Raw genomic sequence first — 22,245 nt, 5'->3', positions numbered from 1 at the left:
GTGGTTGTCCGGAGGGAGTGGGTCGTGGGTTGCCGCGATGTCGCCGGACGGCGGCGGTCGCTCACGGTGCTGGTGAACCAGGGACAGGTCGTGCTGATCTCGCCGCCGGGCGAGGCGGCCGTGCTCGCGCCCCTGGAGGTCGGTGAACTGCGGTCCGCGCTGCGCCAGGCGGCGGTGGCGGCGGTGGGTGCCGAGCTGTGAGCGAGCGGGACGGGAGAACGGCTCGGGGCCTCCCCGAGCGGGGTGAGCTGACCGTACGGAGCGGGACGGTCAGCGACGCCCACACGGTGCTCGGACTCTTCGACGACGCGGTGCGCTGGCTGACGGCCCGAGGGCAGACGGGCCAGTGGGGCACCACCTTGTTCTCGGAGAGTCCGAAGCGCGTGGTGCAGATCGAGCAGTGGTGCGACTCCGGCGGGTTGTACCTCGCGGAACGGGACGGGGAACCGGTCGGCGCGATGGTGCTGCTGCCCGTGGCCCCGGCCTACGTGCCGGTCTCCGACGAACCCGAGCTGTACGTGGTCGGCCTGGTCTCTGGGCGGCAGGCCGGAGCGCGCGGCGCGGGTCGGAAGTTGCTGGAGACGGCACGGAACAAGGCGGTGGCGGCGGGGGTGTCCCGGCTGCGGGTCGACTGCTGGGCGGGTGGTGACGGAGCGCTCGTGGACTTCTACGTCTCGGCGGGTTTCACCAGGCTGCACGGCTTCGAGGTCGGGGACTGGCCGGGCCAGGTCCTCGAACAGCGCCTGCGCCGCCACCCCTGACCCACCACTGACCAGGCCGGCACGTTGGGCCCCTGCTCCTCGCGTGCCGGCCCTCAGCTTTGCGGTGATCTACCTCACTCCAGGTCTTCCTACTCGCGGGTAGGTAGTGCCAGTATCGGCCGGGTGAGGTGAGCCATGACCACATACCTGGTGACCGGGGCGACCGGGTTCCTCGGTGTCCGACTTGTCGAGCGACTGCTCGGCCGTGCCGCGTGCGAGCGGGTGTTCGTGCTGGTCAGGCCCGGTTCGCGAACGAAGCTCGACGAGCTCGCGCAACGCTGGCCGCAGCCGGAGCGGGTGCTGCCCCTGCTCGGTGACCTCGGCGCGCCCGGCCTCGGGCTCTCCGCCGAGGACCGCGCGCGGCTCACCCGGGTGGACCACGTGGTCCACCTCGGCGCCAGCTACGACCTGACAGCGAGCGAGGCCACCGCCACCGCGGCCAACGTCGACGGCACCCGGCACGTCGTGGAGCTGGCGGCGTCGCTGCCGGGCCCGCCGAAGCTGCACCACGTGTCGTCGGTCGCGGTCGCCGGGAACCACCGCGGTGTCTTCACCGAGAACGACTTCGACCTGGGCCAGCGGTTCGGCTCGGCGTACCACGCGACGAAGTTCGCGGCCGAGCGCGTCGTCCGCGAGCAGGACGGGGTGCCGTGGCAGGTCTACCGCCCGGCCGCCGTGGTCGGCGACTCGCGCACCGGCGAGATGGACAAGATCGACGGGCCGTACTACTTCTTCGGCGCGCTCGCCGGGATCTCCCGGCTGCCCGCCGCGCTCCCGCTGGTCGCCACCGACCTCGGCTCGACCAACCTGGTGCCGGTCGACTGGGTCGTGGAGGCGCTGGACCGCCTGGTGCACCAGGACTTCGAGCCAGGCAGGACGTTCCACCTCACCGCCCCGAGGTCGCAGCCGCTGAGCGAGGTCTACAACGCGCTCGCCGACGCCGCGGGCGCGCCGAGGATCGCGGTGACCGCGCCGGGAGTCGTCCCGGTGCGCGCGCTGGCCGGGCTCGGCGGCCTGCCCGGTGTCCGCACTGTCCTGAGCCGGCTCGGCGTGCCACCGGAAGTGCTGCCGCACATGACGTTCTCGGCGACCTTCGACCGCTCGAACACCGACAGCGCGCTCGGCGACCTCCGCCAGCCAGAGTTCGGCGAGTACGCGGGACTGCTGTGGCGGTACTGGCAGCGGCGCATGGACCCGGATCGCGCGCGGCGCTCCCGTGACGGCCTCCGCGGGCGCCGCATCGTGATCACCGGCTCGTCCTCGGGCATCGGGCGGGCGACGGCGCTGCAGGTCGCCAGGATGGGCGCGGTGCCGCTGCTGGTGGCCCGCCGCGCTGAGGAGCTGGAGGCGGTGCGCGAGGAGATCGTCCGCGAGGGCGGCCAGGCGCACGTGTACCCGTGCGACCTCACCGACAGCGAGTCCGTGCGCGCGACGGTGAAGCGGATGCTCAGCGACCACGAGGGCATCGACATGCTGGTCAACAACGCCGGGCGGTCGATCCGGCGCGGCGTGCTGAACTCGCTGGACCGGCTGCACGACTACGAACGCACCATGGCGATCAACTACTTCGGCGCGGTGCGGCTGGTGCTGGCGTTGCTGCCGCACATGACCGGCAGGCGCTTCGGGCACATCGTCAACGTGTCCACGCAGGGCGTGCAGATCGGCACACCCAGGTACTCCGCCTACCTGGCGTCGAAGGCCGCACTGGACATGTTCAGCCGGGTCGTGGCGAGCGAGACGATCGCCGACGGCGTCACCTTCAGCACCGTCCACATGGGACTCGTCAGAACCCCGATGAGCCAGGCGACCTCGGCATACGACCGGCTTCCCGCGGCAACCCCGGAACAGGGCGCGAAGCTGGTGGTGCGGGCGCTGGCCGCGCGGCCGAAGCGGGTCGGCTCCACATCGGGCGCGCTCGTCCAGGCCGCGTACGCGGTCACCCCCAAGGCCGTGGACCGCGCGATGCAGCTGCTGTACCGCCTGATGCCGGAGGCACCACGGCGCACGCCTTGACCATCCACTGTGGAGGGACGCGACGATGCGGTTCACCAAGGGACTGGCCGAGCGGACGGTCACCCAGGCCAAGGGCCTGCTCGTGCTCGCCAGGAGCCGCGTGCTGATGCCGCGAAGGCCCGACCGGCTGCTCGGCGCGGTGCGCGCGCTGCTGAAGTACGAGTACAGCGCGGCGGCGGGATACGCGACCGGCGCCGCGCTGCGACCGGACCGACCGGCGATCATCGACGAGCTGGGCACGCTGACGTGGGCCGAGGTCGACGACCGGACGACCCGCCTCGCGCACGGCCTCGCCCGCCAGGGCGTTCGGGCGGGCTCCTCCGTGGGGGTGTTGTGCCGCAACCACCGCGGCTTCGTCGAGTCGGTGGTTGCGCTGGCCAAGCTGGGCGCGCACACGGTGCTGCTGAACACGGGGGCGAGCCCCGCCCAGCTCGGTGCGGTGCTCCGGGAACAGGAGGTGTGCCTGGTCGTCGCGGACACGGAGTTCCGGCCGCTGCTGGCGAACTCGCCGCGCGGGGTGAAGCGCGTGACGGCGTGGACGGACGGCCCGACCAGGAGCACCACCCTTGAGCAGCTGATCGCCTCCTCCCCCGCGCTGGACCTGCCGAAGCCCCCGGCGGGACGGCTGATCGTGCTGACTTCGGGGACAACGGGCACCCCGAAGGGGGCCCGGCGGCCGCACCCCAAGGGGCTACTGGGCTCGGCGGCGTCGTTCCTGTCGCGCATCCCGCTGAGGGCGGAAGAACCGCTGTACATCCCCGCGCCGATGTTCCACAGCTGGGGAATCGGCGCGTTGCAGATCAGCCTCGTGCTGGGCTCGACCGTGGTGCTCCGGCGGAAGTTCGAACCCGAGACCGCGCTGTCCACGATCGAGAAGCACCGGTGCACCGCCATGTTCGCGGTTCCGGTGATGCTGCAACGGATCATGGAGTTGCCGCGCTCGACGCGGGCGAGCTACGACACGTCCGCACTGCGCACGGTCGCCTGCACCGGATCGGTGCTGCCCGGCAAGCTCGCCACCGAGTTCCAGGACGCCTTCGGGCCGGTGCTCTACAACTTCTACGGCTCGACTGAGGCGTCGTGGGTGTCCGTCGCGACTCCGGAGGAGCTGCGGATCGCACCGGGCACGGCGGGAAAGCCGCCGCTCGGCACGCGGCTGGCGATCCTGGACGAGGACGGCCGAGCGGTGCCACGGGGCGAGAAGGGGCGGATCTTCGTGGTCAACGACATGCTGTTCGACGGCTACACCAACGGCTCCGGCAAACAGGTGCGCGACGGGATGCTGTCCACAGGGGACGTCGGTTACCTCGACCGGCACGGCCTGCTGTTCGTGGCGGGCCGCGACGACGACATGGTCATCTCCGGCGGCGAGAACCTCTACCCGCGTGAGGTCGAGGACGTGCTCGCGGCGTTGCCGGACGTCCGCGAGGTGGCCGTGGTCGGCGTCCCGGACGAAGAGTTCGGCCAGCGGCTGGCCGCCTACGTGGTGCCCGTCGAAGGGGTGCTGCTGGACGCCGAGGAACTCCGCAAGCACGTGCGCGCCACGCTCACGCGGTTCTGCGTGCCCAGGGACGTGACGTTCCTGGACGCACTGCCCCGCAACGCCACCGGCAAGGTGGTCAAACGCGACCTCGGCTAGGTCCTCTCCTGCACGTGCCAACACCACCTCACCACCCCCTGGCGCCTTCACCCCCCTCCCCCTCATTTCGCGTTTTGTAGCCTTCATGCGAAATTGGAGCGCTCTCTTGCGCAACAAGGTGACAAAACGCGAAAACCCCAACCACACCAACCAGCCCACGCGCACATGGGGGCACGGGGGCACGGGGGCACGGGGCGTCGGGACAACTCGCAGGACAGGCGCTAGACCAAAGTCGGCTCGGTGGGCCGGTGGCCGCTACCAAAGTCGTGGGCCACGCTCACCAAAGGCGACATTGACCGCAGAACGAACGCGGTGGCCGACACGGTCGGGCAGAGTGGGCATGTGAACACAGCAGAACCCCGCTTGCAGCTGCGTCTGCGGCCGCCGGCGAACCAGGTCAGCCGCAAGGCCATCGGCTGGTGGGCGATCCAGGCCGTGATCGAGTGGGCCGTGCTCGCCGCGGCACTCGTCGCCGGTCGCCTCCTGTTCGACTGGACGTCCTGGTGGATGACCACCGCACTGGTCGTCGTGATCGTCTTCGGTGTGGCGCACTCCGCGGTGATGCCGTTCTGGCGGTACCGGGTGCACCGCTGGGAGACCACCGACCAGGCCGTGTACGTCCAGTCCGGCTGGTTCTGGCTGGACGCGCGCGTCGCGCCGGTGTCACGGGTGCAGACCGTGGACATCAAGCGCGGGCCGCTCCAACAGGGGCTCGGGCTGGCGACCGTCGTGGTGACAACCGCCTCCGCCGCGGGACCGCTGGAGATCGCCGGGCTCGACCACGACGTCGCCACCCGCCTGGTCGACGAGCTCACCGTCGTCGCCGAGGCCGCCCAGGGTGACGCGACGTGAACCCGAACCCCACGGGACTGGACGGCCTGCCCGCCGCGCCGCCGCTGGAGGAGCCGGACACCGAGTGGCACCGGCTCAACCCGCGGGTGATGGTCGCCGACCCGCTCAACGAGATCGCCAGCGTTCTCGGTGTCGTGGTGCTGCTGCTCGTCGTGCGCGGCCGGTTCGAGCTGGAGTTCTGGGAGAGCCTGGCCGCGCTGGGCATCTCCGGGTCGCTCATCGGCTATGCCATGGTCCGCTGGCTCACCACCCGCTACCGGATCACCGACAAGCACGTGGAGCTGCACTCCGGCTGGCTGGTCCGCAAACACCGCCAGGTGGCGCGGGACCGCCTGCGCACGGTCGACCTGACCGCGTCGGTGCCGCACCGCCTCGTCGGTCTCTCGGTGGTCCGGCTCGGTACCGGGCGCCAGGACGCGGGCACAGAGGACGAGCTGACGCTCAACGCGGTGACCAAGGTCGAGGCCGAGCGGCTTCGGCTGACGTTGTTGCGGCGCACCGCGACCACCCGGACACCGGAGCGCGAACAGCCCGAACCGTCCGAACAGGACAGCACTCCGGCCGAGACCGGGCCTGGCACCGTTCTGTCCACTATGGACCCGAAGTGGCTGAGGTTCGCGCCGCTGACCCTGTTCGGCGTGATCGCGGTCGGCACCCTGTTCGGTGGTGCGATGGCACTCGCCAGGCAGATCAAGGTCGACCTCTTCCACCTCGGCCCGGTCCAGGCGGTCCTCGACTGGTTCACATCGATGCCCCTGCTCACCACCGTCCCGCTGGTCGCGGCGGGTGCGCTGGTGCTGTCGAGCGTCGCCGCCGTCGCCGCGTACGTGATCTTCTACTGGAACTACCAGCTGAGCAGGGAGGAACACGGCTCGCTGCTGGTGCGCTACGGCCTGCTCGAAGTCCGATCGGTGTCGATCGAGCAGCAGCGGATGCGCGGCGTGAAGGTCGATGAGCCGCTGTTGCTGCGCCTGGGCAAGGGCGCCAAGTGCAGCGCGGTCGCCACCGGCCTCGGCACGGGTGAAGGCAGCGGAATGCTGCTCCCCCAGGCACCGCGCGCGGAGGCGCACCGCGTCGCCGCCGCCGCGCTCCAGCTGGACGAGTCACCGACAACGGCCGCGCTGACCCGGCACCCGCGCGCCGCGTTCGCCAGGCGGGTGTTCCGCGCCGCGGCGCCGGTGCTGGTGCTGGCGGCCGCGCTCGGCGCGCTGCGGATCTACCTCTCGTTCCCGGACTGGCCGTGGATCGTGGCGCTGTGCCTGCTGCCGCTGTCGGTGCCGCTGGGCATCGACCGCTACCGCAACCTCGGCCACGCCTACACCCAGGACTACCTGGTGAGCCGGTCCGGATCGCTGATGCGGCAGACCATCGCACTGCACCAGCACGGGATCATCGGCTGGAAGATCACCAGATCGATCTTCCAGCGCCGGGTCGGACTGGTCACGCTGCACGCGACGACCGGGGCGAGCAGTGGCCGGGGCGAGACCGAGCGCGGCGCCTACGCGGTGGCCGACATCGGCGAGAGCGATGCCGTCCACCTGGCCGAAACCGCGCTGCCCGGCCTGCTCACACCGTTCCTGGAGCGCGTTCCGACGCCCTGACCGCCGTCCGCGTTCACCGTTGACCGTTGAGCGCGGACGGTAAGGGATAGGCTCACCCGCGTGACGGACCGTCTAGTGTGGATCGACTGCGAGATGACCGGCCTTGACCTGGGCAAGGACGCGCTCATCGAAATCGCGGCGCTGGTGACCGACGCCGACCTCAACGTGCTCGGCGAGGGCGTGGACATCGTGATCCACGCCGACGACAAGGTGCTGGAGAGCATGCCCGACGTCGTGCGCGACATGCACGCCAAGTCCGGGCTGACCGAGGAGGTCCGCCGCTCCGCGGTCACCCTGGACGAGGCCGAGCGCGCGGTCCTGGACTACGTCCGCGAATGGGTCCCCGACAAGCGCACCGCCCCGCTGGCCGGCAACTCCATCGCCACCGACCGCGGCTTCATCGCCCGCGACATGCCGACCCTGGACGCGCACCTGCACTACCGGATGGTCGACGTCTCCTCCATCAAGGAGCTCTGCCGCCGCTGGTACCCGAAGGTCTACTACGGCCAGCCGGCCAAGGGCCTCGCCCACCGCGCCCTCGCCGACATCCGCGAGTCCATCATGGAGCTGGCCTACTACCGGCGGGCCCTCTTCGTCGACCCGCCCGGCCCGACGACCGAAAAAGCCCAGGCCATCGCGGCCGACCTGCTCGCGAACCACGCCAAGGGGTAACCCGATTTCGTTCCCGGCGCGCGGCACGCTAGGCTGGTGCAGCTGCCTCGGCCGGACCGGCTGGGAAGGCATGGTGGGTGTAGCTCAGCTGGTAGAGCACCTGGTTGTGGTCCAGGAAGTCGCGGGTTCAAGTCCCGTCACTCACCCTCGATCGTGTTCGGGCCCCTCGCACCTCGTGCGGGGGGCCCTTCCCGTTGCCCTTGATGATGCCGCGGTGCGTTCTTGTGACCTTTTCAGCCTGGCTGGGGCGGGGACATAAGAAGGCCCCGGGCGCTCGGGCACGCCGGGGCCTTCGGTCTGTGCGGGCTACTTCTTGCCGCCCTTGAGCCACTCGTCCCAGGGGATCTGCCAGTCGCCGAAGCCGTCCCAGCTGCGCAGGTTCGGGCCGCCCGAGTTGGTGATCACCACGATGTCGCCCTTCTTCACCAGGTCGAAGTACCACTTGGCGTTCTCGGTCGACATGTTGATGCAGCCGTGGCTGACGTTGCGGCGCCCCTGGTCCTTCACCGACCACGGGGCCGCGTGCGTGAACTCGCCGCCGTTGGAGATGCGGACGGCCCAGTTGACCTTCGTGCGGTAGCCGCCCTGGTCGAGGGGCAGGCCGTAGCTGGTGGAGTCCATGACCTTGGTCGGGTGCTTCTCGGTGACCACGTGCACGCCGTTGTTCGACGGGAACCGGGCGCTGCCAAGGGAAACCGGCATCTCCTTGACCACCTGGCCGTTGACCTTGACCACCATCTGGTGCGAGCCGCCGTCGGCCTCCGCGATCACCGCGTCGCCGATGGTGATCGTGGCCTTGCGGTCCTCCTGGCCGTAGATCCCGTTGCCGAGGTCCTTGCCGTAGACCTTCACGTCGATGGCGACCTTCGTGCCCGGCTTCCAGTACTCCCGGGGCCGCCAGTGGACCTCCTTGTCGGAGAACCAGTAGAAAGCGCCCTCCGCCTTGGGCTCCGCGGTGACCTGGATGGCCTTCTCCGCCGCGTCCTTGTTCGGCGGCGCCACGTCGAAGATGAACGCCAGCGGCTGGCCGACACCGACCGTCTGCCCGTCGAGCGGGTTCATGGACACGAACGCCTGCTTGCGCGGCTTCACCGTGGCGAAGGCCGACTTGGCCGTGAGCGGTTTGCCGTCGGAGCCGGTAGCTGACGCGTTGAGCGTGTAGGACTTGTTGTAGCCCAACGACTCCGTCGAGGTCCACTTGAGACCGTCCGGCGACACCTGCCCGGCGACCGGCTTGCCCTCGGCGTTGACCAGCGTCACCGCGCCGACCTTGCCGTTGGTCACGGTGACCGTCACCGGCTCACCCGGGGCGACCCCCTGCGCGCCGTCGGCGGGCACCAGCGCGAGCGAGCCGGGTGCGGACGGGGTCTGCGGTGTGCCGCCGCCTCCGGTGGACTGACCGCCTGAAGGCGCACCGCCGGTCGCACCGCCCCCTGTGCACCCGGAGACGAATGCGGCCACAAGCCCAAGAGTCCCTACCGCGAGCGCACGGCGCCGCCCCAGCACGACTCGATCTTTCGGGCTTCTCGGCACCAACATCGACGACCGTCCGTTCCACTCGTTCCCACAGGTTGTGCACGATCCAGTGTGCTACACCACCTGGTCGGGGCGGAGTGCCCCGGCGAGGCGACGGCACGTAGTCCGCATCACTCCGACCACCTATCAAGACGTAAGTCGCACTTCGCAGGTTGCCCGTTATGGGCGATCCCACGGCCACGAACGTAACCTTGATCACTTTCCGATGCCATCCCGCCTCGAAAGCCCCGGCGCGACAACGTCTTCCCGTCCCCACCGCAGGCCCCCGGAACCCCGAAAACCGCCCCTGACCAGCCGATTGGGAACCGCGCGACCCCCTGTGCTAAGTTTTCTCCCGTCCGGAAGACGGAGCTTCCACAAGCCGGACAACGCGCCGCTAGCTCAAGTGGTAGAGCAGCTGACTCTTAATCAGCGGGTTCGGGGTTCGAGTCCCTGGCGGCGCACATCACAGAAATCCCTTCCGTTGCGACGGAAGGGATTTTTTGTTTCCCCACCGTCCACAGTGGTCTCGCTGTCCACCCCGCATCAGGTTCCTGACGGTCTCCGGGTCCCCTTTTCCGGCACCTGCCCCTGCCGCAAGCGAAACGCCGGACGGCACCGGTCGCCCCGTGCTCCACTGCCCTCCTTCCGGCGCGCTCCTGGGGAGGGGACATGGCCGAGGAACGGTGCAAACACGATCTTCCGACGGGGACCTGTGTGGACTGCCGGCCGCTGCCGCCGGGAGTACGTGCGCGGGTGTGGGTCACGAAGGGCGGGTCCGTCTTCCACAACGACCAGCAGTGCTGGATGTTGTTGGACGGCCAACGGAAGTCGGCGCGCCAGGGCAAGGAGACCCACGCAGCCGAGTCGGTGTCCTGGGCGGAGGCGATGACGCGCGGCCTGGGCAGCTGCAAGGGCTGTTGCACCGAGGCATGGCTGTCCAGGAACCGTCAACCGCCAACCGAGAAGCAGGACGAACTGAAGCCCTGCTTCGTCTTGATCGACGGGCACTGGGTGCCTGGACACCTCGTGTGGCGCGGTAGGGACGAAGCCGGGGCCTGGCAGGCCGAGGTCACCTACCAAGCTCTGGGGCGTACTCACAAGAAGGTCGTCAGCAGCCAGTTCGTCAAGCAACGCTGAACGGTGTTCCGGGGCGGGTGCGGCGGCGACCGACGCCGACGGTGCTCGGTGGAACACCGCCGACGTCAGTTTCCTTGCCACCGCACCGGAATCCGTGGTGCCGTCAGTCGGCGAACACCAGGTCGGACACGGCGATCGCACCCGTCGGGTTGACGTCGAGCGCGAACTGCACTGACTTGATCTTCGTCAGGTCGACGCCGGTGAAGGCGGCGAGCGGGACCCGAACCTGGTGGAGGTGCATCCTCGGCAGCACGTCGTACTGGTCGCCACCGGCCCTGGGGTAGTCCAGCGCCTTGCCGTACTCCGACGCCTTCACCGAGGCGGACCTGCCCGCCGTGTCGGTCAGCACGATCCGCAGGTCCTGCGGCTTCCCCTGTGGGTTGGCCGGGTCGGTGAAGTCGACACCCGCGCGGAACTGGAGCGCGGTGAACTTGTGGACGTCCCCGTACCGGGCGGGCACGTCATTGGTGATCGTGCCCCCGCTCGCGGCCCAGGTGGTCCGCCCCGAGTAGGTACCGGGGCGCCCGAAACCGCGGTGCGGCTCGGACACCACTTCCCCGGGCTTGCTGAGGCAGGAGGCCCGGGGTTCCGGGCTCGGGCCGCCGCACGGCGTCTGCTTCGCGCCGATGGCGGTGACCTCACCGCCGAGGGTGTTGGGGGTGAAGTCGTCCTGCCGGTTCAGGTCCAGGCGCTGCCCCGACGCCGACGGCGGGTGGTAGGAGACGAGCACAGTGGCCGGGGCGAGCGACGCCGGAGTGCCGACCGCGCCGCGCCACAACGGCGCGAACGCCTTCTCGCCGCCGAGGTAGTGCCGGAAGAACCCACCGATGTAGCCGATTCCGACGTTGCGCTGCTGCTGCTCGGTGAGCCGGGTCGGCTGGCTGGGGTCGCACGAGGACTTCGGCCCGCTCGGACTGCCGCGCCAGTCGTCGACCGCACCGGGCAGACCGCTGCTGGGAGACCAGTTGGTGTTGAAGTAGTTGTGGTTCGCGCCGAGCACGGTGATGTTGTTGCGGGTCGCGCGATCCGTGTGGACGTAGTAGCGGCCGCTCTCGTAGTAGTGCACACCCTGGAGGTCCCTGACGTCACCATCGCACTCCGGTTGGAGGGTGGCCATCGTGATGCCGACCGGGATGCGGCGTTCGAAGTTCGTCGCGGCCAGTGGGAGCAACGCCCGCAGACGGAACGGTTTCTCCAGCAGCGCGTTCTGCTCAACGGCGTTGACGACCCCCTCACCGCCTCTGGAGTGACCCATCAACCCGATGCGGTTGAAGTCGAACGACCGCACAGCCGTCGTCGGAATGGGCGCGCCGGGCTTGGTGCGCCACTCGTTCCACATTGCGATGTGCTTGAGTACCAGTTCGCCACGCGCGCGCTGGCCGTAGTTGATGTCCAGGTTGTCCTTGCCGTTGATGCCGTTGGCGCTGACCGAGATCACCGCGTAGCCGTGGCTGGCCAACTGGCGCGCGAGGTAGTCGTAGCCGCGGTGGTTCGGAATGGGCACGTAGCCCGGCGGGCACGGCCAGCCGAGCTTCGGTCTCGGTTCTGTCGAGGACATGCACGTGGCATGCCTGCCGTGCATGAAGAGCACGACCGGGTACGCCTCGTTGGCCACCTTGTCCGGGTAGTAGACATGTCCGGCCAGCTCGACGGGCCAGGGGAAGGCGTTCGGGAGGAACACGTCGTCGCCGAGGTTGTACGGAGCTTCGGAGACCTTGTGCGGTCCTGGGACGAGCGGATCCAGCTGGGGCGCTGCAGCCCCCGCGCCGGCCCCCGGCCCCACTCCGATCAGCGAGGCGGCGAGGACGGTGGCCGCGGTGAGGAGACCGATGCGCTTCACTTGCCCTCCGCCTTGAGCGAGCCGACAGTGGTCCGCGGACCATCGCCGTACTGGTACGACACGACGGCGCCGGTGCGCGGCTCGCCGAGGACGACCCGAATCGCGTCGAGGTTCTCGGTCTGGATGCCGCGGCCGACCGGCTGCCCGTCGACGAGAACGGTGAAGTCCAGCGACCGCACGGGGAAGTCACCGGTGATGGTCAGCCGGACCAGCGGCCCCCGGCCGGTCGGCGAGGTGATCTCGTCGGCGACCATCGCCGGCCCCTTGGCGACGACGCGGCCCTGCGGGGCGCTGCGGACCTGTTCCGCGGTCGCGGTGTCCAGAGTTGGAACGGCCTTGCGCGCGGACGGCTGCTGGGGGGCGGGCGCACGAGGGACCTCGAAGCCCGGCTCGGCGTCGGCCTGTCCGTGGGTTCCCACCCAGGACACCACGGCGATGCCCGCCACCAGCAGGGCTATGGCGAGCGCGGTTCGCATGGCCCACGCTCGTGGACGTGGTGATGAACGCACGCATTCTCCTTCAGCAAGTCGACTCATCGCACACATCAAGACGTTTCGAATACCGTGGAGTTCTACACAAACGCGCTCAATTCTCTTATGCAAGAACAGTGAGGATGGAGCGGCAATTTTTTGCGAGTTCCGGTACCATACCTCGCCCCAAAGTCAGCGGCGAGCCGAACCGTCCACGACCTGCGGATATGAACTCCGGAATCGATATCTTCGCCTGGCGCTACCGACGCATCAGCAGCTCTCCCAAGCAGGCGAAAGCCTGATGCAACCGGGTTCCCCCGCGAACCGCAAGCCGCTCACCAGGATCACTTTCCGGGCACGTCGACGAGTTCAACAAGACGCATACGCGACTCTTCCCGCTCATGAAGAAAACCGACCTCGTGGCCGGCTCGCCGTCCTGGTCGCGCCGCATCCAGGCCCCACTACGCCGAGGGCGACCCAGAAACTCATCCGCACGACTCCAGGAAATCCGCCGCTGCCACCAGAACGGGCACATGAACGTGTCGAGAGAGTTTCGACGATGGCAACGAGGCACGAAAACCCGGGACAGAAAAGATCAAAACCGGATGCGGCGAATTGGCGTCTGCCCGGGACCACGGCCCGCCCCGACTCGGGGCTGTGATCACCTGCGACGCGCTCGATCGCAGCTCAGCGCGGGGGTGTCCGCGATAGGGGTGCGGACGGCTAGGGGTGGAGTGGAGGTTAGGGGTTGGCCAGCCCCTTGGCCCCACTTAGGTTGTGCGATATGGCTGATTGTCGTATCTGCGGCGGCGTTCTCACCGAATTCTACGATTTCGGACGCCAGCCCCTCTCCGATGCTTTCCTGGAGCCGGACAACCTCGAAGGCGAGTTCTTCTTCCGCCTCGCCGTTGGCCTGTGCTCGGACTGCACCATGGTGCAGCTCATGGAGGAGGTCCCCAGGGACAAGATGTTCCACGAGGATTACCCGTACTTCTCCTCGGGCTCCTCGGTGATGCGCAAGCACTTCGAGCTGACCGCGCGGAAGTTCCTGGAGACCGAGCTCACCGGCCCGGACCCGTTCATCGTCGAGATCGGCTGCAACGACGGCATCATGCTGAAGACCGCGGCCGAGGCGGGCGTGAAGCACCTGGGCGTCGAGCCCTCCGGCGGCGTCGGGGAGGTGGCCCGCAGCAAGGGAATCCGGGTGCGCACCGCCTTCTTCGAGGAGTCCACCGCGGTCGAGGTGGCCAAGGAGGAGGGGCACGCGGACGTCATCTTCGCCGCGAACACCATCTGCCACATCCCGTACATGGACTCGATCTTCCGGGGCATCGACGCGCTGCTGAAGCCGAACGGCGTGTTCGTCTTCGAGGACCCGTACCTGGGCGACATCAACCAGCGGACCTCCTTCGACCAGATCTACGACGAGCACTACTACCTGTTCACCGCCCGCTCGGTGCAGGCGATGGCGCGCAAGTTCGGCTTCGACCTCGTCGACGTGGAGCGCTACCCGGTGCACGGCGGCGAGGTCCGCTACACGATCGCCCGCGCGGGCGCCCGTGAGGCCAGCCCGGCCGTCGCCGAGCTGATCGCCGAGGAGGACGCGGCGGGCCTGGCCACGCTGCCGACCCTGGAGGCGTTCGGCGCCAAGGTCACCAAGATCAAGGAAGACCTGGTCGCGCTGCTCACCAAGCTGCGCGAGGAGGGCAAGACCGTCGTGGCCTACGGCGCCACGGCCAAGAGCGCGACCGTGGCGAACCTCTGCGGGTTGAGCTCGGACCTGGTGTCCTTCGTCTGCGACACCACGCCGCAGAAGCAGAACCGCGTCACCCCGGGCACGCACATCCCGGTGCGCAACCCCGAGGCGTTCAGCAACCCCTACCCGGACTACGCGCTGCTGTTCGCCTGGAACCACGCCGAGGAGATCATGGCGAAGGAGAAGGCGTTCCGTGAGGCCGGCGGCAAGTGGATCCTGTACGTCCCCGAGGTCCACGTCCTCTGACACGTACTCGACATAACCGCCGGCTCGCAGCCACGACGATCAGCGGAGCTGGGACCGGCTGCCCCGAACCGGGGTGGCCGGTCCCGGCCAGAAAGGCGAGCGAGGAGAGCGCCGCGTCCACGACGTGGCGCTTGTTTTCTTTTCCGGGGCGGGACGAAAACGGACGGCCCAGTATTTCCTACCGGGCCACCCACTGTAGCCGCCTCAGCGCATGGCCTCGATCACCTTGCCGAAGTTCTCCATCGCCGGTTCCATCACCGTGATGTAGTTGATCCCATATACCTCGCGGTTGTACCGAAGCTGTTCCGCGATCTGCTCCGGAGTGCCGATCGAGATCGTCGGTGCGGCAAGGATCTGCTCGTCGTCCAAATGTGGGGCGAAACGGCGAACCTGGTCGAGACCGGACTTGCGGTCCTTGGTGAGCACAGTCGCCTTGGAGAGGATGTTGTACTCGATCTCGTCGGCCCGCACTCCGGCAGCGGCGCGCACGAACTCGGCCCGCTCAAGCATTTCCTCGGCGGTCGCGATGACCATTCGCCCGTACTCCGCCCGGAACTGCGCACCGACGAAGCTGACGATCTCCGCGTTGCGCGCCGCCAGCCGCAGCACCCGGTTTCCATGGCCTCCCACCAGCATCGGAGGGTGCGGGAGCTGCACCGACTTGGGGTGCTCCGGGTCGTTGAGCAGGCGCTGGAGCTCGCTGATCGTGGTCTCCAGCCGGTCCACCCGGCTGCCCGGCGTGCCGAACGGAATACCGGCCTTCTCGAATTCCCATTCAACGTAACCGGTGCCCAGTCCGAGTTCCAGGCGTCCTTCCACGAACTGGTCCACCGTGACGACGTCACGGGCGAGCAGCGTCGGATTGTGGAAACTGGTGTTCAGCACGTAGATGCCGATTCGTGGCCGCTCCGTCGCCTCCGCCGCGAGGATCACGGACGGGAAGGGCGAAGGGAGGTTCACGTGCTCACAGGCGGAGACGACGTCGTAACCGAGTTCTTCCGCACGGCGGCACTTCGCCACCCACTCCGCCCGCGAACACGCCTCGGAGACCAGAACCACGCCGAACCGAAACGGCGCACGTGGCGCACCCATGTCGCTCTCCTGCCTGCCGGTAGCGATTGTCGCCGAAAAATTCATCGTAACCTTCGGGTGCACGCCACTCGACCCGTCGCGGAAGAACTTTCAGTTGTTTTTCTCCAATCCGCACATGACCCTGTCCAGCTGTGCCCGCACCGCTGGTCCATGCGCCGTCATCTCCTCCGCCGTCCGGCCCGTCACACCGCTGAAGGCCATGGCGACACCGCGCGAGCCGTCAGGTGCGAACGCCTCACGACTGACGTAGCCCGCCCCGTTGCCGCCGTGCGACCAGTACTCGCCACCACAGGACAGGGCGGAGCGGGCGATCCCGAGACCGTACTCACCGAACTCCGCAGCACCGGTCGGCACGGTGCGCTTCATCTCGGCCAGCAGGTCGGGCCGGAGCACATCGCCACGCAGCAGCGCCAAGAAGAACGTGCTGAGGTCCTTGGTGGTGCTGATGATCTCGCCCGCCGAGTTGCTGGTGCTCGTGCTGTGCTCGGTGGCGTCGGTCAACGGACCGCCCGGCACCCACTGGACGTACCCCCGCGCGTGGGGGTCCGGCAGTCCCGGGTTCCGGTCGGGCACGCTGGTCTCCTTGAGCCGCAAGGGTGTGATGATGCGTTCGCGGACGTGGTCCCGCCACGACCGCCCGGTGACCTTGTCGATGACCATTCCGGCGAGGGTGTAGCCGGTGTTGGAGTACGACCAGGTGGTGCCCGGCTCGAAGTCCGGCCCCAGATCCACTGCCAGGCGCACCAGCTCCTCCGGCGAGTAGTGGCGGTACCGGTTGCGCTCGAACGCCTCCGGCCCCGACGGCAGGGCGCGGTGGTAGTTGGCGACCCCGCTGGTGTGCTGGAGCAGGTGGCGCACCGTGATGTCACGCGCGTTGGGCACCACGCCCGGCAGGTGCCGCTCCAGGCTGTCGTCGAGGCCGAGTCTGCCGTCACCCACGAGCTGGAGGACGGCGGTGGTCACGAAGGTCTTGGTGTTGCTGGCGATGCGGTAGTGGCCGCGCGGGTCGGCCGGCCGCCCGGTGCCGAGGTCGGCGAAGCCGCTCGACGCCAGGATGTCAGGACCCGATCCGGTGATGATGCGGCCGTGCACGCCGATGACGCCCGCCCGATGACGGACGTCCAGGTCGCGTTGGAACTGCGCGCGCCCGTATCCCTTGTCCGGCACGGCGTTCGCCGACACCGGCAGGACCACGGCGATCGCGAGGGCGATGACCAGGAGGAGTGCTCTTCTCATGCCCAGCACGGTCCCAGCTCGGGCGCTGTCGCGGATCGGAGCTGGGTAGGTCATACCGTGGCATGACCTCATGCCGGTCGGCCCGGGTTAGCTTCGGTGCGTGCGTATTCCCCTGAGCAGGCGCCTGCGCCCCGGTCAGCTCCTCGCGCTGGACGTCGTCGCGGCGGTGGCGGTCTCGGCCGGAGCCCTGGCGAACCTGCTCGCCGGTGTGTGGGGAGCGGAGCTGTCGCGCTGGCTGACGGTCCCGGTCGCGGTCGCCTTCGGGCTCCCGCTCGCCCTCCGTCGCAGGTGGCCGGTCGTGGCGGTGGCCACCGGACTGATCTTGTCGGTGCCCGCGGCTAGCGTCGGCGTCGGTTGGCTTCCCGCACTGGTGCTCGGCCCGGTGCTGTACTCGGCCGCGACCACGATGACGCAGTGGAAGTCGTTGGTGGCCTTGGCTTTGGCGACGACGGCGTCCGTGGTGGGCGGCCTACTCGGGGCCGGAGCCCTCACGTACGAACTGGCCACCGTGTCGTGGATGGGCGCGGGTTGGGCGCTCGGCCGCATCGCACGGGAACGGCGCGAGCACCACGCGCGCTCGACGGACCAGTCGGTGCTCCAGGCGGTCACCGAGGAACGCCTGCGCATCGCCCGCGAGCTGCACGACGTGGTCGCGCACAGCATGAGCCTGATCGCGATCAAGGCGGGAGTGGCCAACCACGTCACCGACACGAGACCGGAGGAGGCACGGGACGCGATGCGGGTCATCGAGGACACGAGCAGGGGCGCTCTGCTGGAGATGCGCCGAGTGCTGGGAGTGCTGCGCGGCGACGCGGCCGACCTCGGCCCGGCCCCGGGCGTCGCCGGACTGCCCGAGCTCGTCGGGCGCGCCGGAGCGCGGACGGACCTCGACATCCGCGGATCGGCGGACCCACCGGCCGGGGTGGGGCTGGCGGTCTACCGAATCGTGCAGGAGGCGCTGACCAACGTCGCCAAGCACGCCGGGGACGTGCCGTGCCGGGTGACGGTGGACCTGGCGGAGGACCTCGCGCGAGTGGAGGTGGTCAACGAGGGGGACGGACCGGCCGACGAGTCGCCACCGGGCAACGGGCTCGTCGGCATGCGGGAACGGGTGATGGCCCACGGCGGGACGTTCAGCGCCGGGCCACGGCCGGAAGGCGGCTTCGAGGTGCGTGCGCTGCTGCCTTATCGGCGCGGGGAGACGACGTGACCGACCCGACCCGGGTGCTCATCGTCGACGACCAGGCGTTGGTGCGCGGCAGTTTCCGCGTCCTGGTGGAGTCCGACCCCGGGCTCGTCGTGGTCGGCGAGGCCGCGACCGGGACCGAGGCCGTCGAGCTCGCCGAACGGGTCCGGCCCGACGTGGTGCTGATGGACGTGCGCATGCCGGAGCTGGACGGGATCGAGGCAACCCGGCGCATCTCCGGGTCCACCAGGATTCTCATCCTCACCACCTTCGACCTGGACGAGTACGTCTACGCGGCGCTGCGCGCGGGCGCCAGCGGCTTCCTGCTCAAGGACACCCCGCCCGGCGAGCTGCTCTCGGCGATCAAGGTCGTCGCGGCGGGGGACGCCCTGATCGCGCCCAGCGTGACGCGGCGGCTGGTCGCGGAGTTCGCCGGGCGCCCGGAGCAGCCGCCGACGCACTCCCTGTCCGGGGTGACCGAGCGCGAGCTGGACGTGCTGACCCTGATCGCGAAAGGACTGTCCAACACCGAGATCACCGAACGGCTGTACCTGAGCATGGCCACGGTGAAGACGCACGTCGGGCGGCTGCTGGCCAAGCTGCACGCGCGGGACCGGGCCCAGTTGGTGATCATCGCCTACGAGTCGGGATTGGCGCGGGCCGCGCGGCGGGGAAGATAATGTCGACATGTCAACTCGTCTACTGTGGATTATCAACATCGTGCTGGTCGCGGCGGTGCTGGTACTGATCGCGCTGGGCTACTCGATGGCCGCGACCGGGGCCGCGCTGGTGTCGGTGGTGTTCTCCGCCTTCATCGGGAACCTGGACAAGAAGCGCAAGCGCGCGGCGTTCGTGGCCGAGCACGGGTCGGTCGAGCAGATCAAGTCCACCGAGGACCTGTCCCGGTTCCGGGAGGTCCGCGACCGAACGGGTCGGGTGCACGCCGTACGCGAGGTACGGCGGACCTACCCGGGAATGGAGTTGACCGAGGCCGTGCAGCTCGTCGACGACCTCTAGCGGGAGCTCACGGACCGGGCGACCTGGCGCAGCGCGTCCACCGTGGTCCGCACGCTCGGCACCCGCATCAGGTCCGGCCACGTGTACAGGAAGACCTCGCGGCGCATCTCCGGATTCACCGGCCTGGCAACGATGTCCGGTCGCAACGCGGCGGTGAGCAGGAGCTCCGGGACGACGGCGACGCCGAGGTCCGCGGCCACCAGCGCCTGGACGGCGAGGTTGTCGTCCGTGGCGAAGCTGATGTCCGGCTCGAAGCCCACGGTCTGGCAGATCCGCACCAGGTGGCCGCGGCAGAGGGCGCAGCCGGCGATCCACTGCTCCTCGGAGAGGTCGGCCAACGACACGGTCTTGGCGGTGGCGAGGCTGTGGCCCGAGGGCAACAGCACCACGAGCGGGTCGGAGAACAGCCTTACCTGTAACAGTCCCGCAGCATTGGGCTCGTCGAGGAAGGCGAAGGTCAGCGCGAGGTCGCACTCGCCCGACCGGACCAGCTCGATCGACTCCGGCGGCTCCGCCTCGACCAGGGACATCCGGATGCCCGGGTGGTCACGACGGACCTGCGCGGCGGCGGGTGGCACGAGGGTGGCGCTGCCGCTGGGAAAAACCACCAGTCGCACCCGACCGGCGCGGCGCCCCGCGATGGCGTCGACCCGCTGCTCCGCGGCGGCGACCCCGGCGAGGATCACCTGTGCCGACCGAACGAGCTCCGAACCGGCCTCGGTGAAGTGCATGCGTCTGCCGAGGCGGACGAGCAGCGGCGTGCCGTAGACACGCTCCAACGCCTTGACCTGTTGGCTGATCGCGGGCTGCGTGTAACCGAGGTTCGTCGCCGCGGCCGAGTACGAACCGGTGCGCGCGATCTCACGCAGCATCCTCATGTGGCGTAGCTCGAGCATTCCCCAGCAGTACCACGCATGTCGAGACCTGGGCCGCTTTCATAAGCAGGGCTTGGGGAAACCCTGCGCAACCGTGATTGGACCTCTCCCCCGAGCGTCAGCACGATCAGACGGCGGAGGCGATGCCGATGCTGACTGACCACATGCGTGAGTTCATCCTTGACGTCGAACTGTTGGTGGAAGCCGATCCCCGGCCGGGGGTGCGAGCTGCGGACGTGGCGGAAGCACTGCGCGACCTGCTGCACGACGGGGATGTGCTCCGGCCGGAACACCGGGAACCGGCGCAGGACGGCTACCGCCAGCACGTGGTGCACGTCGACCCGTTGTCCCGGTTCTCCATCGTGTCCCTGGTGTGGCTGCCCGGCCAGCAAACGCCCGTGCACGACCACGTGTGCTGGTGCGTGGTCGGTGTGTTGCAGGGTCGTGAGGAGGAAATCTGTTACGAGCTCGACGAAGCCGGTGTGCCGCGGCAACGGTCGACGAGCCACAACACGGCGGGCGAGGTGTGCTGGCTCGTGCCGCCGAACCGCGACGTGCACCGGGTGCGCAACAACGGGGACGGTCTCGCGGTGTCGATCCATGTCTACGGCGCGGACATCGGCAAGCTCGGCACGAGCATCAACCGCGTCTACGCCGATCCCGTCGGTGAGCACGCACACAGCGGTTTTCCGACCAGCGACGGTTAGCGGCCTGAGGTCAGGGTAAGTATCCGGTGGCTTCGTTCTCCCGGAAGCCGGAACCGGAGGACAGATGATCACCATCCGCCCCGAGACCGCTCGGTTGCACCGCAAGTCGGAGACCCACTGGGTGATGCGGGTGGGTGAGTCGGTGGAGTTCCGGGTCGAGCACGACCCCGACGTCCCGCCGCCGATGTGGGCCCTGAGAGACACCCTGCGCTGCCACGGCTTCCACCCGTACCCCAGCGATCTCCGCGCCTGGGAGCTGTCTCCGGAGACCACCGCCGTCCGCGTGGTCCGCGAGGTGAACCAGCTGCCGCGCACCGAGCGCCCGGTCGTTCACCACTCCGGACAAGCACCGCTGTCCCGGAACCGGTCGATCCGGGCGCATCGGCAGCGACGGTGGTGACCAAGCCGTGACCGCATCGGTGCCGCGCAGTCGTTTCGTTGGCGCTTGACGCGATTGCGGCGATGTTCGGCAACTCGCCCGAGCCCGAGCCCGAGCGCGAGGACCTGCGAACGGTTTTAACGGGTCGTGGTCGTCACAGGCGGGCGCATGGTGGTCGTAGTCAATGGCGGACGCGTGGTGGTCGTCGGCCGGGCCGTGGTTGTGACCGGCCTGGGTCTCGTGGTCGGTACCGCCCGGGTGATGCCCGGCTCGGGCGGGCACGCGGAACGCGCGTCCTCCTGAGCGCTGACCAGCCAGAACCTGCTGACCGGCGTCAGCAGCACCAGGGTGACGACGTTGCCGGACACACCCAGGTGGAACCGCCCGGTGAGGCAGGCGGCCACGTTGCCCTCGATCCGCAGGGTGTACAGGTCACGAACGTCCCGGCCCGCGATCCGCTGCTGGACCACCAAGAGGTGGCCCTCCTCCTCGTCGACCGCGGGCAGGTCCGCTTCGAGCGTGATCCTGCCCAGCGGCGTGACGAAGGTCTTGTCGTAGGAGACCGACACCTCGCCCTTGTTGTTGATGCCGAAGGCGATCGGCAGGAACGGCGGTGCCAGCTTGACGGTGCCCTCCAGTCCGCAACCGCTCAGGACGAGCACGAGCAGCACGACGACGCCCCGGACTCTCCACGCCATGTGTCCCCCCTGTCCAGTCAGGAGTGACTCATGATCCGACTCGGCGGCCGCGGGGAGGGCACGGCGACGTCACGGTCAGTGGTGGATCAGGCCACGCGCTGTTCGATGAGCGCCTTCAGCCGCGCCAGGGTCTGCTCGATCGACCGCGCGTTGCGCTTGGGGTAGCCCAGCAGCTCCAGCGCCTTCGGCGAGCGCGAGGTGCCCCAGTCGAAGCTCTCGGTGACCTTGGTGCCGTCCTCGACCGGCTCCAGCCGGTAGCGCCAGCGGTGGCGCCCGGTGTGCTGCCAGGCTATCAACCGGTCCTGCTCGAACTCCACGACCTCGTTCTCGATCCGGTACGGCAGCAGGATGCGCATCCGCATGCCGAACTTGTCGCCGAGGGTGAGCCGGGTCGGTCCGTGCAACTGCCCCCGGACGCTGCCGGAACCGTCGAAGTTCGCGTGCTCGTAGGGGTTGGCGAGCACCTCGAAGACGCGCTCGGCGGGAGCCTTGATGACGACGCTGCGTGAGACGACCTGGTCGCCCTGACCTGCTGCCATGACGCCAATCT

Annotated in this window: 22 protein-coding genes and 2 tRNA genes; 16 read left to right on the top strand and 8 right to left on the bottom strand. The window is 69.1% G+C overall.

Annotated elements, in window-relative coordinates; genetic code table 11:
* Positions 1-24: 24 nt before the first annotated feature.
* The 8 genes from ACFFQA_RS13735 (at position 25) to ACFFQA_RS13700 (ending at position 7,684) form a co-directional block, all read left to right on the top strand.
* Entirely contained in the window at positions 25-201 is a 177-nt protein-coding gene (locus ACFFQA_RS13735; protein WP_377852220.1) for a hypothetical protein, read from the top strand.
* Positions 198-761: a GNAT family N-acetyltransferase gene (locus tag ACFFQA_RS13730; RefSeq protein ID WP_377852217.1), complete on the top strand. Its 564-nt coding sequence runs from the start codon at positions 198-200 to the stop codon at positions 759-761. Before ACFFQA_RS13735 ends, ACFFQA_RS13730 begins: the two co-directional genes overlap by 4 nt.
* A gap of 135 nt (positions 762-896) precedes the next feature.
* Positions 897-2,774 (top strand): SDR family oxidoreductase, encoded by a 1,878-nt coding sequence (locus ACFFQA_RS13725; RefSeq protein WP_377852214.1) that lies wholly within the window; start codon positions 897-899, stop codon positions 2,772-2,774.
* Between the two features lie 25 nt (positions 2,775-2,799).
* Positions 2,800-4,413 (top strand): AMP-binding protein, encoded by a 1,614-nt coding sequence (locus ACFFQA_RS13720; protein WP_377852210.1) that lies wholly within the window; start codon positions 2,800-2,802, stop codon positions 4,411-4,413.
* 342 nt (positions 4,414-4,755) lie between these two features.
* Positions 4,756-5,265: a PH domain-containing protein gene (locus ACFFQA_RS13715; protein WP_377852207.1), complete on the top strand. Its 510-nt coding sequence runs from the start codon at positions 4,756-4,758 to the stop codon at positions 5,263-5,265.
* Complete coding sequence (locus ACFFQA_RS13710) at positions 5,262-6,866, top strand: PH domain-containing protein (RefSeq protein ID WP_377852204.1); 1,605 nt, start codon at positions 5,262-5,264, stop codon at positions 6,864-6,866. Before ACFFQA_RS13715 ends, ACFFQA_RS13710 begins: the two co-directional genes overlap by 4 nt.
* Before the next feature lie 60 nt (positions 6,867-6,926).
* Positions 6,927-7,538 (top strand): oligoribonuclease, encoded by a 612-nt coding sequence (gene orn, locus ACFFQA_RS13705; protein WP_377852202.1) that lies wholly within the window; start codon positions 6,927-6,929, stop codon positions 7,536-7,538.
* Positions 7,539-7,611: 73 nt separating this feature from the next.
* Positions 7,612-7,684: transfer RNA gene (locus tag ACFFQA_RS13700), tRNA-His, on the top strand.
* Positions 7,685-7,844: 160 nt separating this feature from the next.
* Here ACFFQA_RS13700 and ACFFQA_RS13695 read toward each other — a convergent pair.
* A complete protein-coding gene (locus ACFFQA_RS13695) occupies positions 7,845-8,999 on the bottom strand; it encodes a L,D-transpeptidase (protein ID WP_377852200.1) in 1,155 nt (384 codons plus the stop codon).
* A 445-nt stretch (positions 9,000-9,444) separates the two neighbouring features.
* Here ACFFQA_RS13695 and ACFFQA_RS13690 point away from each other — a divergent pair.
* Together ACFFQA_RS13690 and ACFFQA_RS13685 are read left to right on the top strand one after the other, a co-directional pair.
* Positions 9,445-9,517 (top strand) — tRNA-Lys (locus ACFFQA_RS13690).
* Between the two features lie 208 nt (positions 9,518-9,725).
* Positions 9,726-10,193 (top strand): hypothetical protein, encoded by a 468-nt coding sequence (locus ACFFQA_RS13685; protein WP_377852199.1) that lies wholly within the window; start codon positions 9,726-9,728, stop codon positions 10,191-10,193.
* Positions 10,194-10,296: 103 nt separating this feature from the next.
* Here the strand turns inward: ACFFQA_RS13685 and ACFFQA_RS13680 are convergent, their stop codons facing one another.
* Together ACFFQA_RS13680 and ACFFQA_RS13675 are read right to left on the bottom strand one after the other, a co-directional pair.
* On the bottom strand, positions 10,297-12,033 hold the full coding sequence (locus ACFFQA_RS13680; protein ID WP_377852198.1) for a poly(ethylene terephthalate) hydrolase family protein: 1,737 nt from the start codon (positions 12,031-12,033) through the stop codon (positions 10,297-10,299).
* On the bottom strand, positions 12,030-12,509 hold the full coding sequence (locus ACFFQA_RS13675; protein ID WP_377852197.1) for a hypothetical protein: 480 nt from the start codon (positions 12,507-12,509) through the stop codon (positions 12,030-12,032). Before ACFFQA_RS13675 ends, ACFFQA_RS13680 begins: the two co-directional genes overlap by 4 nt.
* A gap of 778 nt (positions 12,510-13,287) precedes the next feature.
* On the opposite strand from ACFFQA_RS13675, the gene ACFFQA_RS13670 reads away from it, so the two are divergent.
* A complete protein-coding gene (locus ACFFQA_RS13670; protein ID WP_377852195.1) occupies positions 13,288-14,505 on the top strand; it encodes a methyltransferase domain-containing protein in 1,218 nt (405 codons plus the stop codon).
* A 204-nt stretch (positions 14,506-14,709) separates the two neighbouring features.
* On the opposite strand, the gene ACFFQA_RS13665 is transcribed toward ACFFQA_RS13670, so the two are convergent.
* A complete protein-coding gene (locus ACFFQA_RS13665; RefSeq protein WP_377852194.1) occupies positions 14,710-15,597 on the bottom strand; it encodes a TIGR03621 family F420-dependent LLM class oxidoreductase in 888 nt (295 codons plus the stop codon).
* A 90-nt stretch (positions 15,598-15,687) separates the two neighbouring features.
* Entirely contained in the window at positions 15,688-16,833 is a 1,146-nt protein-coding gene (locus tag ACFFQA_RS13660; RefSeq protein WP_377852192.1) for a serine hydrolase domain-containing protein, read from the bottom strand.
* Positions 16,834-16,933: 100 nt separating this feature from the next.
* On the opposite strand from ACFFQA_RS13660, the gene ACFFQA_RS13655 reads away from it, so the two are divergent.
* Genes ACFFQA_RS13655 through ACFFQA_RS13645 form a run of 3 tightly spaced genes read left to right on the top strand, consistent with a single transcriptional unit; the run spans position 16,934 to position 19,036 of the window.
* Positions 16,934-18,043: a sensor histidine kinase gene (locus tag ACFFQA_RS13655; RefSeq protein ID WP_377852191.1), complete on the top strand. Its 1,110-nt coding sequence runs from the start codon at positions 16,934-16,936 to the stop codon at positions 18,041-18,043.
* Positions 18,040-18,699, top strand: coding sequence for a response regulator (locus ACFFQA_RS13650; protein WP_377852188.1), 660 nt, complete (start codon positions 18,040-18,042; stop codon positions 18,697-18,699). Before ACFFQA_RS13655 ends, ACFFQA_RS13650 begins: the two co-directional genes overlap by 4 nt.
* 7 nt (positions 18,700-18,706) lie before the next feature.
* Positions 18,707-19,036 carry a hypothetical protein gene (locus ACFFQA_RS13645; protein WP_377852187.1) on the top strand — a complete coding sequence of 110 codons (330 nt, stop codon included), beginning with the start codon at positions 18,707-18,709 and terminating at the stop codon, positions 19,034-19,036.
* Here the strand turns inward: ACFFQA_RS13645 and ACFFQA_RS13640 are convergent.
* Positions 19,033-19,914, bottom strand: a complete 882-nt coding sequence (locus tag ACFFQA_RS13640) for a LysR family transcriptional regulator (RefSeq protein ID WP_377852186.1) — start codon at positions 19,912-19,914, stop codon at positions 19,033-19,035. The two genes, ACFFQA_RS13645 and ACFFQA_RS13640, sit on opposite strands and share 4 nt — an antisense overlap.
* Before the next feature lie 146 nt (positions 19,915-20,060).
* Here ACFFQA_RS13640 and ACFFQA_RS13635 point away from each other — a divergent pair, with 146 nt between their 5' ends.
* Both ACFFQA_RS13635 and ACFFQA_RS13630 read left to right on the top strand, forming a co-directional pair.
* On the top strand, positions 20,061-20,618 hold the full coding sequence (locus tag ACFFQA_RS13635) for a cysteine dioxygenase family protein (protein WP_377852185.1): 558 nt from the start codon (positions 20,061-20,063) through the stop codon (positions 20,616-20,618).
* A 64-nt stretch (positions 20,619-20,682) separates the two neighbouring features.
* Complete coding sequence (locus tag ACFFQA_RS13630) at positions 20,683-21,018, top strand: hypothetical protein (RefSeq protein ID WP_377852184.1); 336 nt, start codon at positions 20,683-20,685, stop codon at positions 21,016-21,018.
* A 116-nt stretch (positions 21,019-21,134) separates the two neighbouring features.
* Here ACFFQA_RS13630 and ACFFQA_RS13625 read toward each other — a convergent pair whose 3' ends face one another.
* Together ACFFQA_RS13625 and ACFFQA_RS13620 are read right to left on the bottom strand one after the other, a co-directional pair.
* Entirely contained in the window at positions 21,135-21,695 is a 561-nt protein-coding gene (locus tag ACFFQA_RS13625) for a hypothetical protein (protein ID WP_377852183.1), read from the bottom strand.
* Between the two features lie 86 nt (positions 21,696-21,781).
* Positions 21,782-22,234, bottom strand: coding sequence for an SRPBCC family protein (locus ACFFQA_RS13620; protein ID WP_377852182.1), 453 nt, complete (start codon positions 22,232-22,234; stop codon positions 21,782-21,784).
* Positions 22,235-22,245: the final 11 nt, after the last annotated feature.

The organism is Allokutzneria oryzae, assembly GCF_042429765.1.
GTDB classification, from domain to species: domain Bacteria; phylum Actinomycetota; class Actinomycetes; order Mycobacteriales; family Pseudonocardiaceae; genus Allokutzneria; species Allokutzneria oryzae.
The sequence above is the reverse complement of the archived record's forward strand: the minus strand, read 5'-3'. Positions and strand labels throughout refer to the sequence as shown.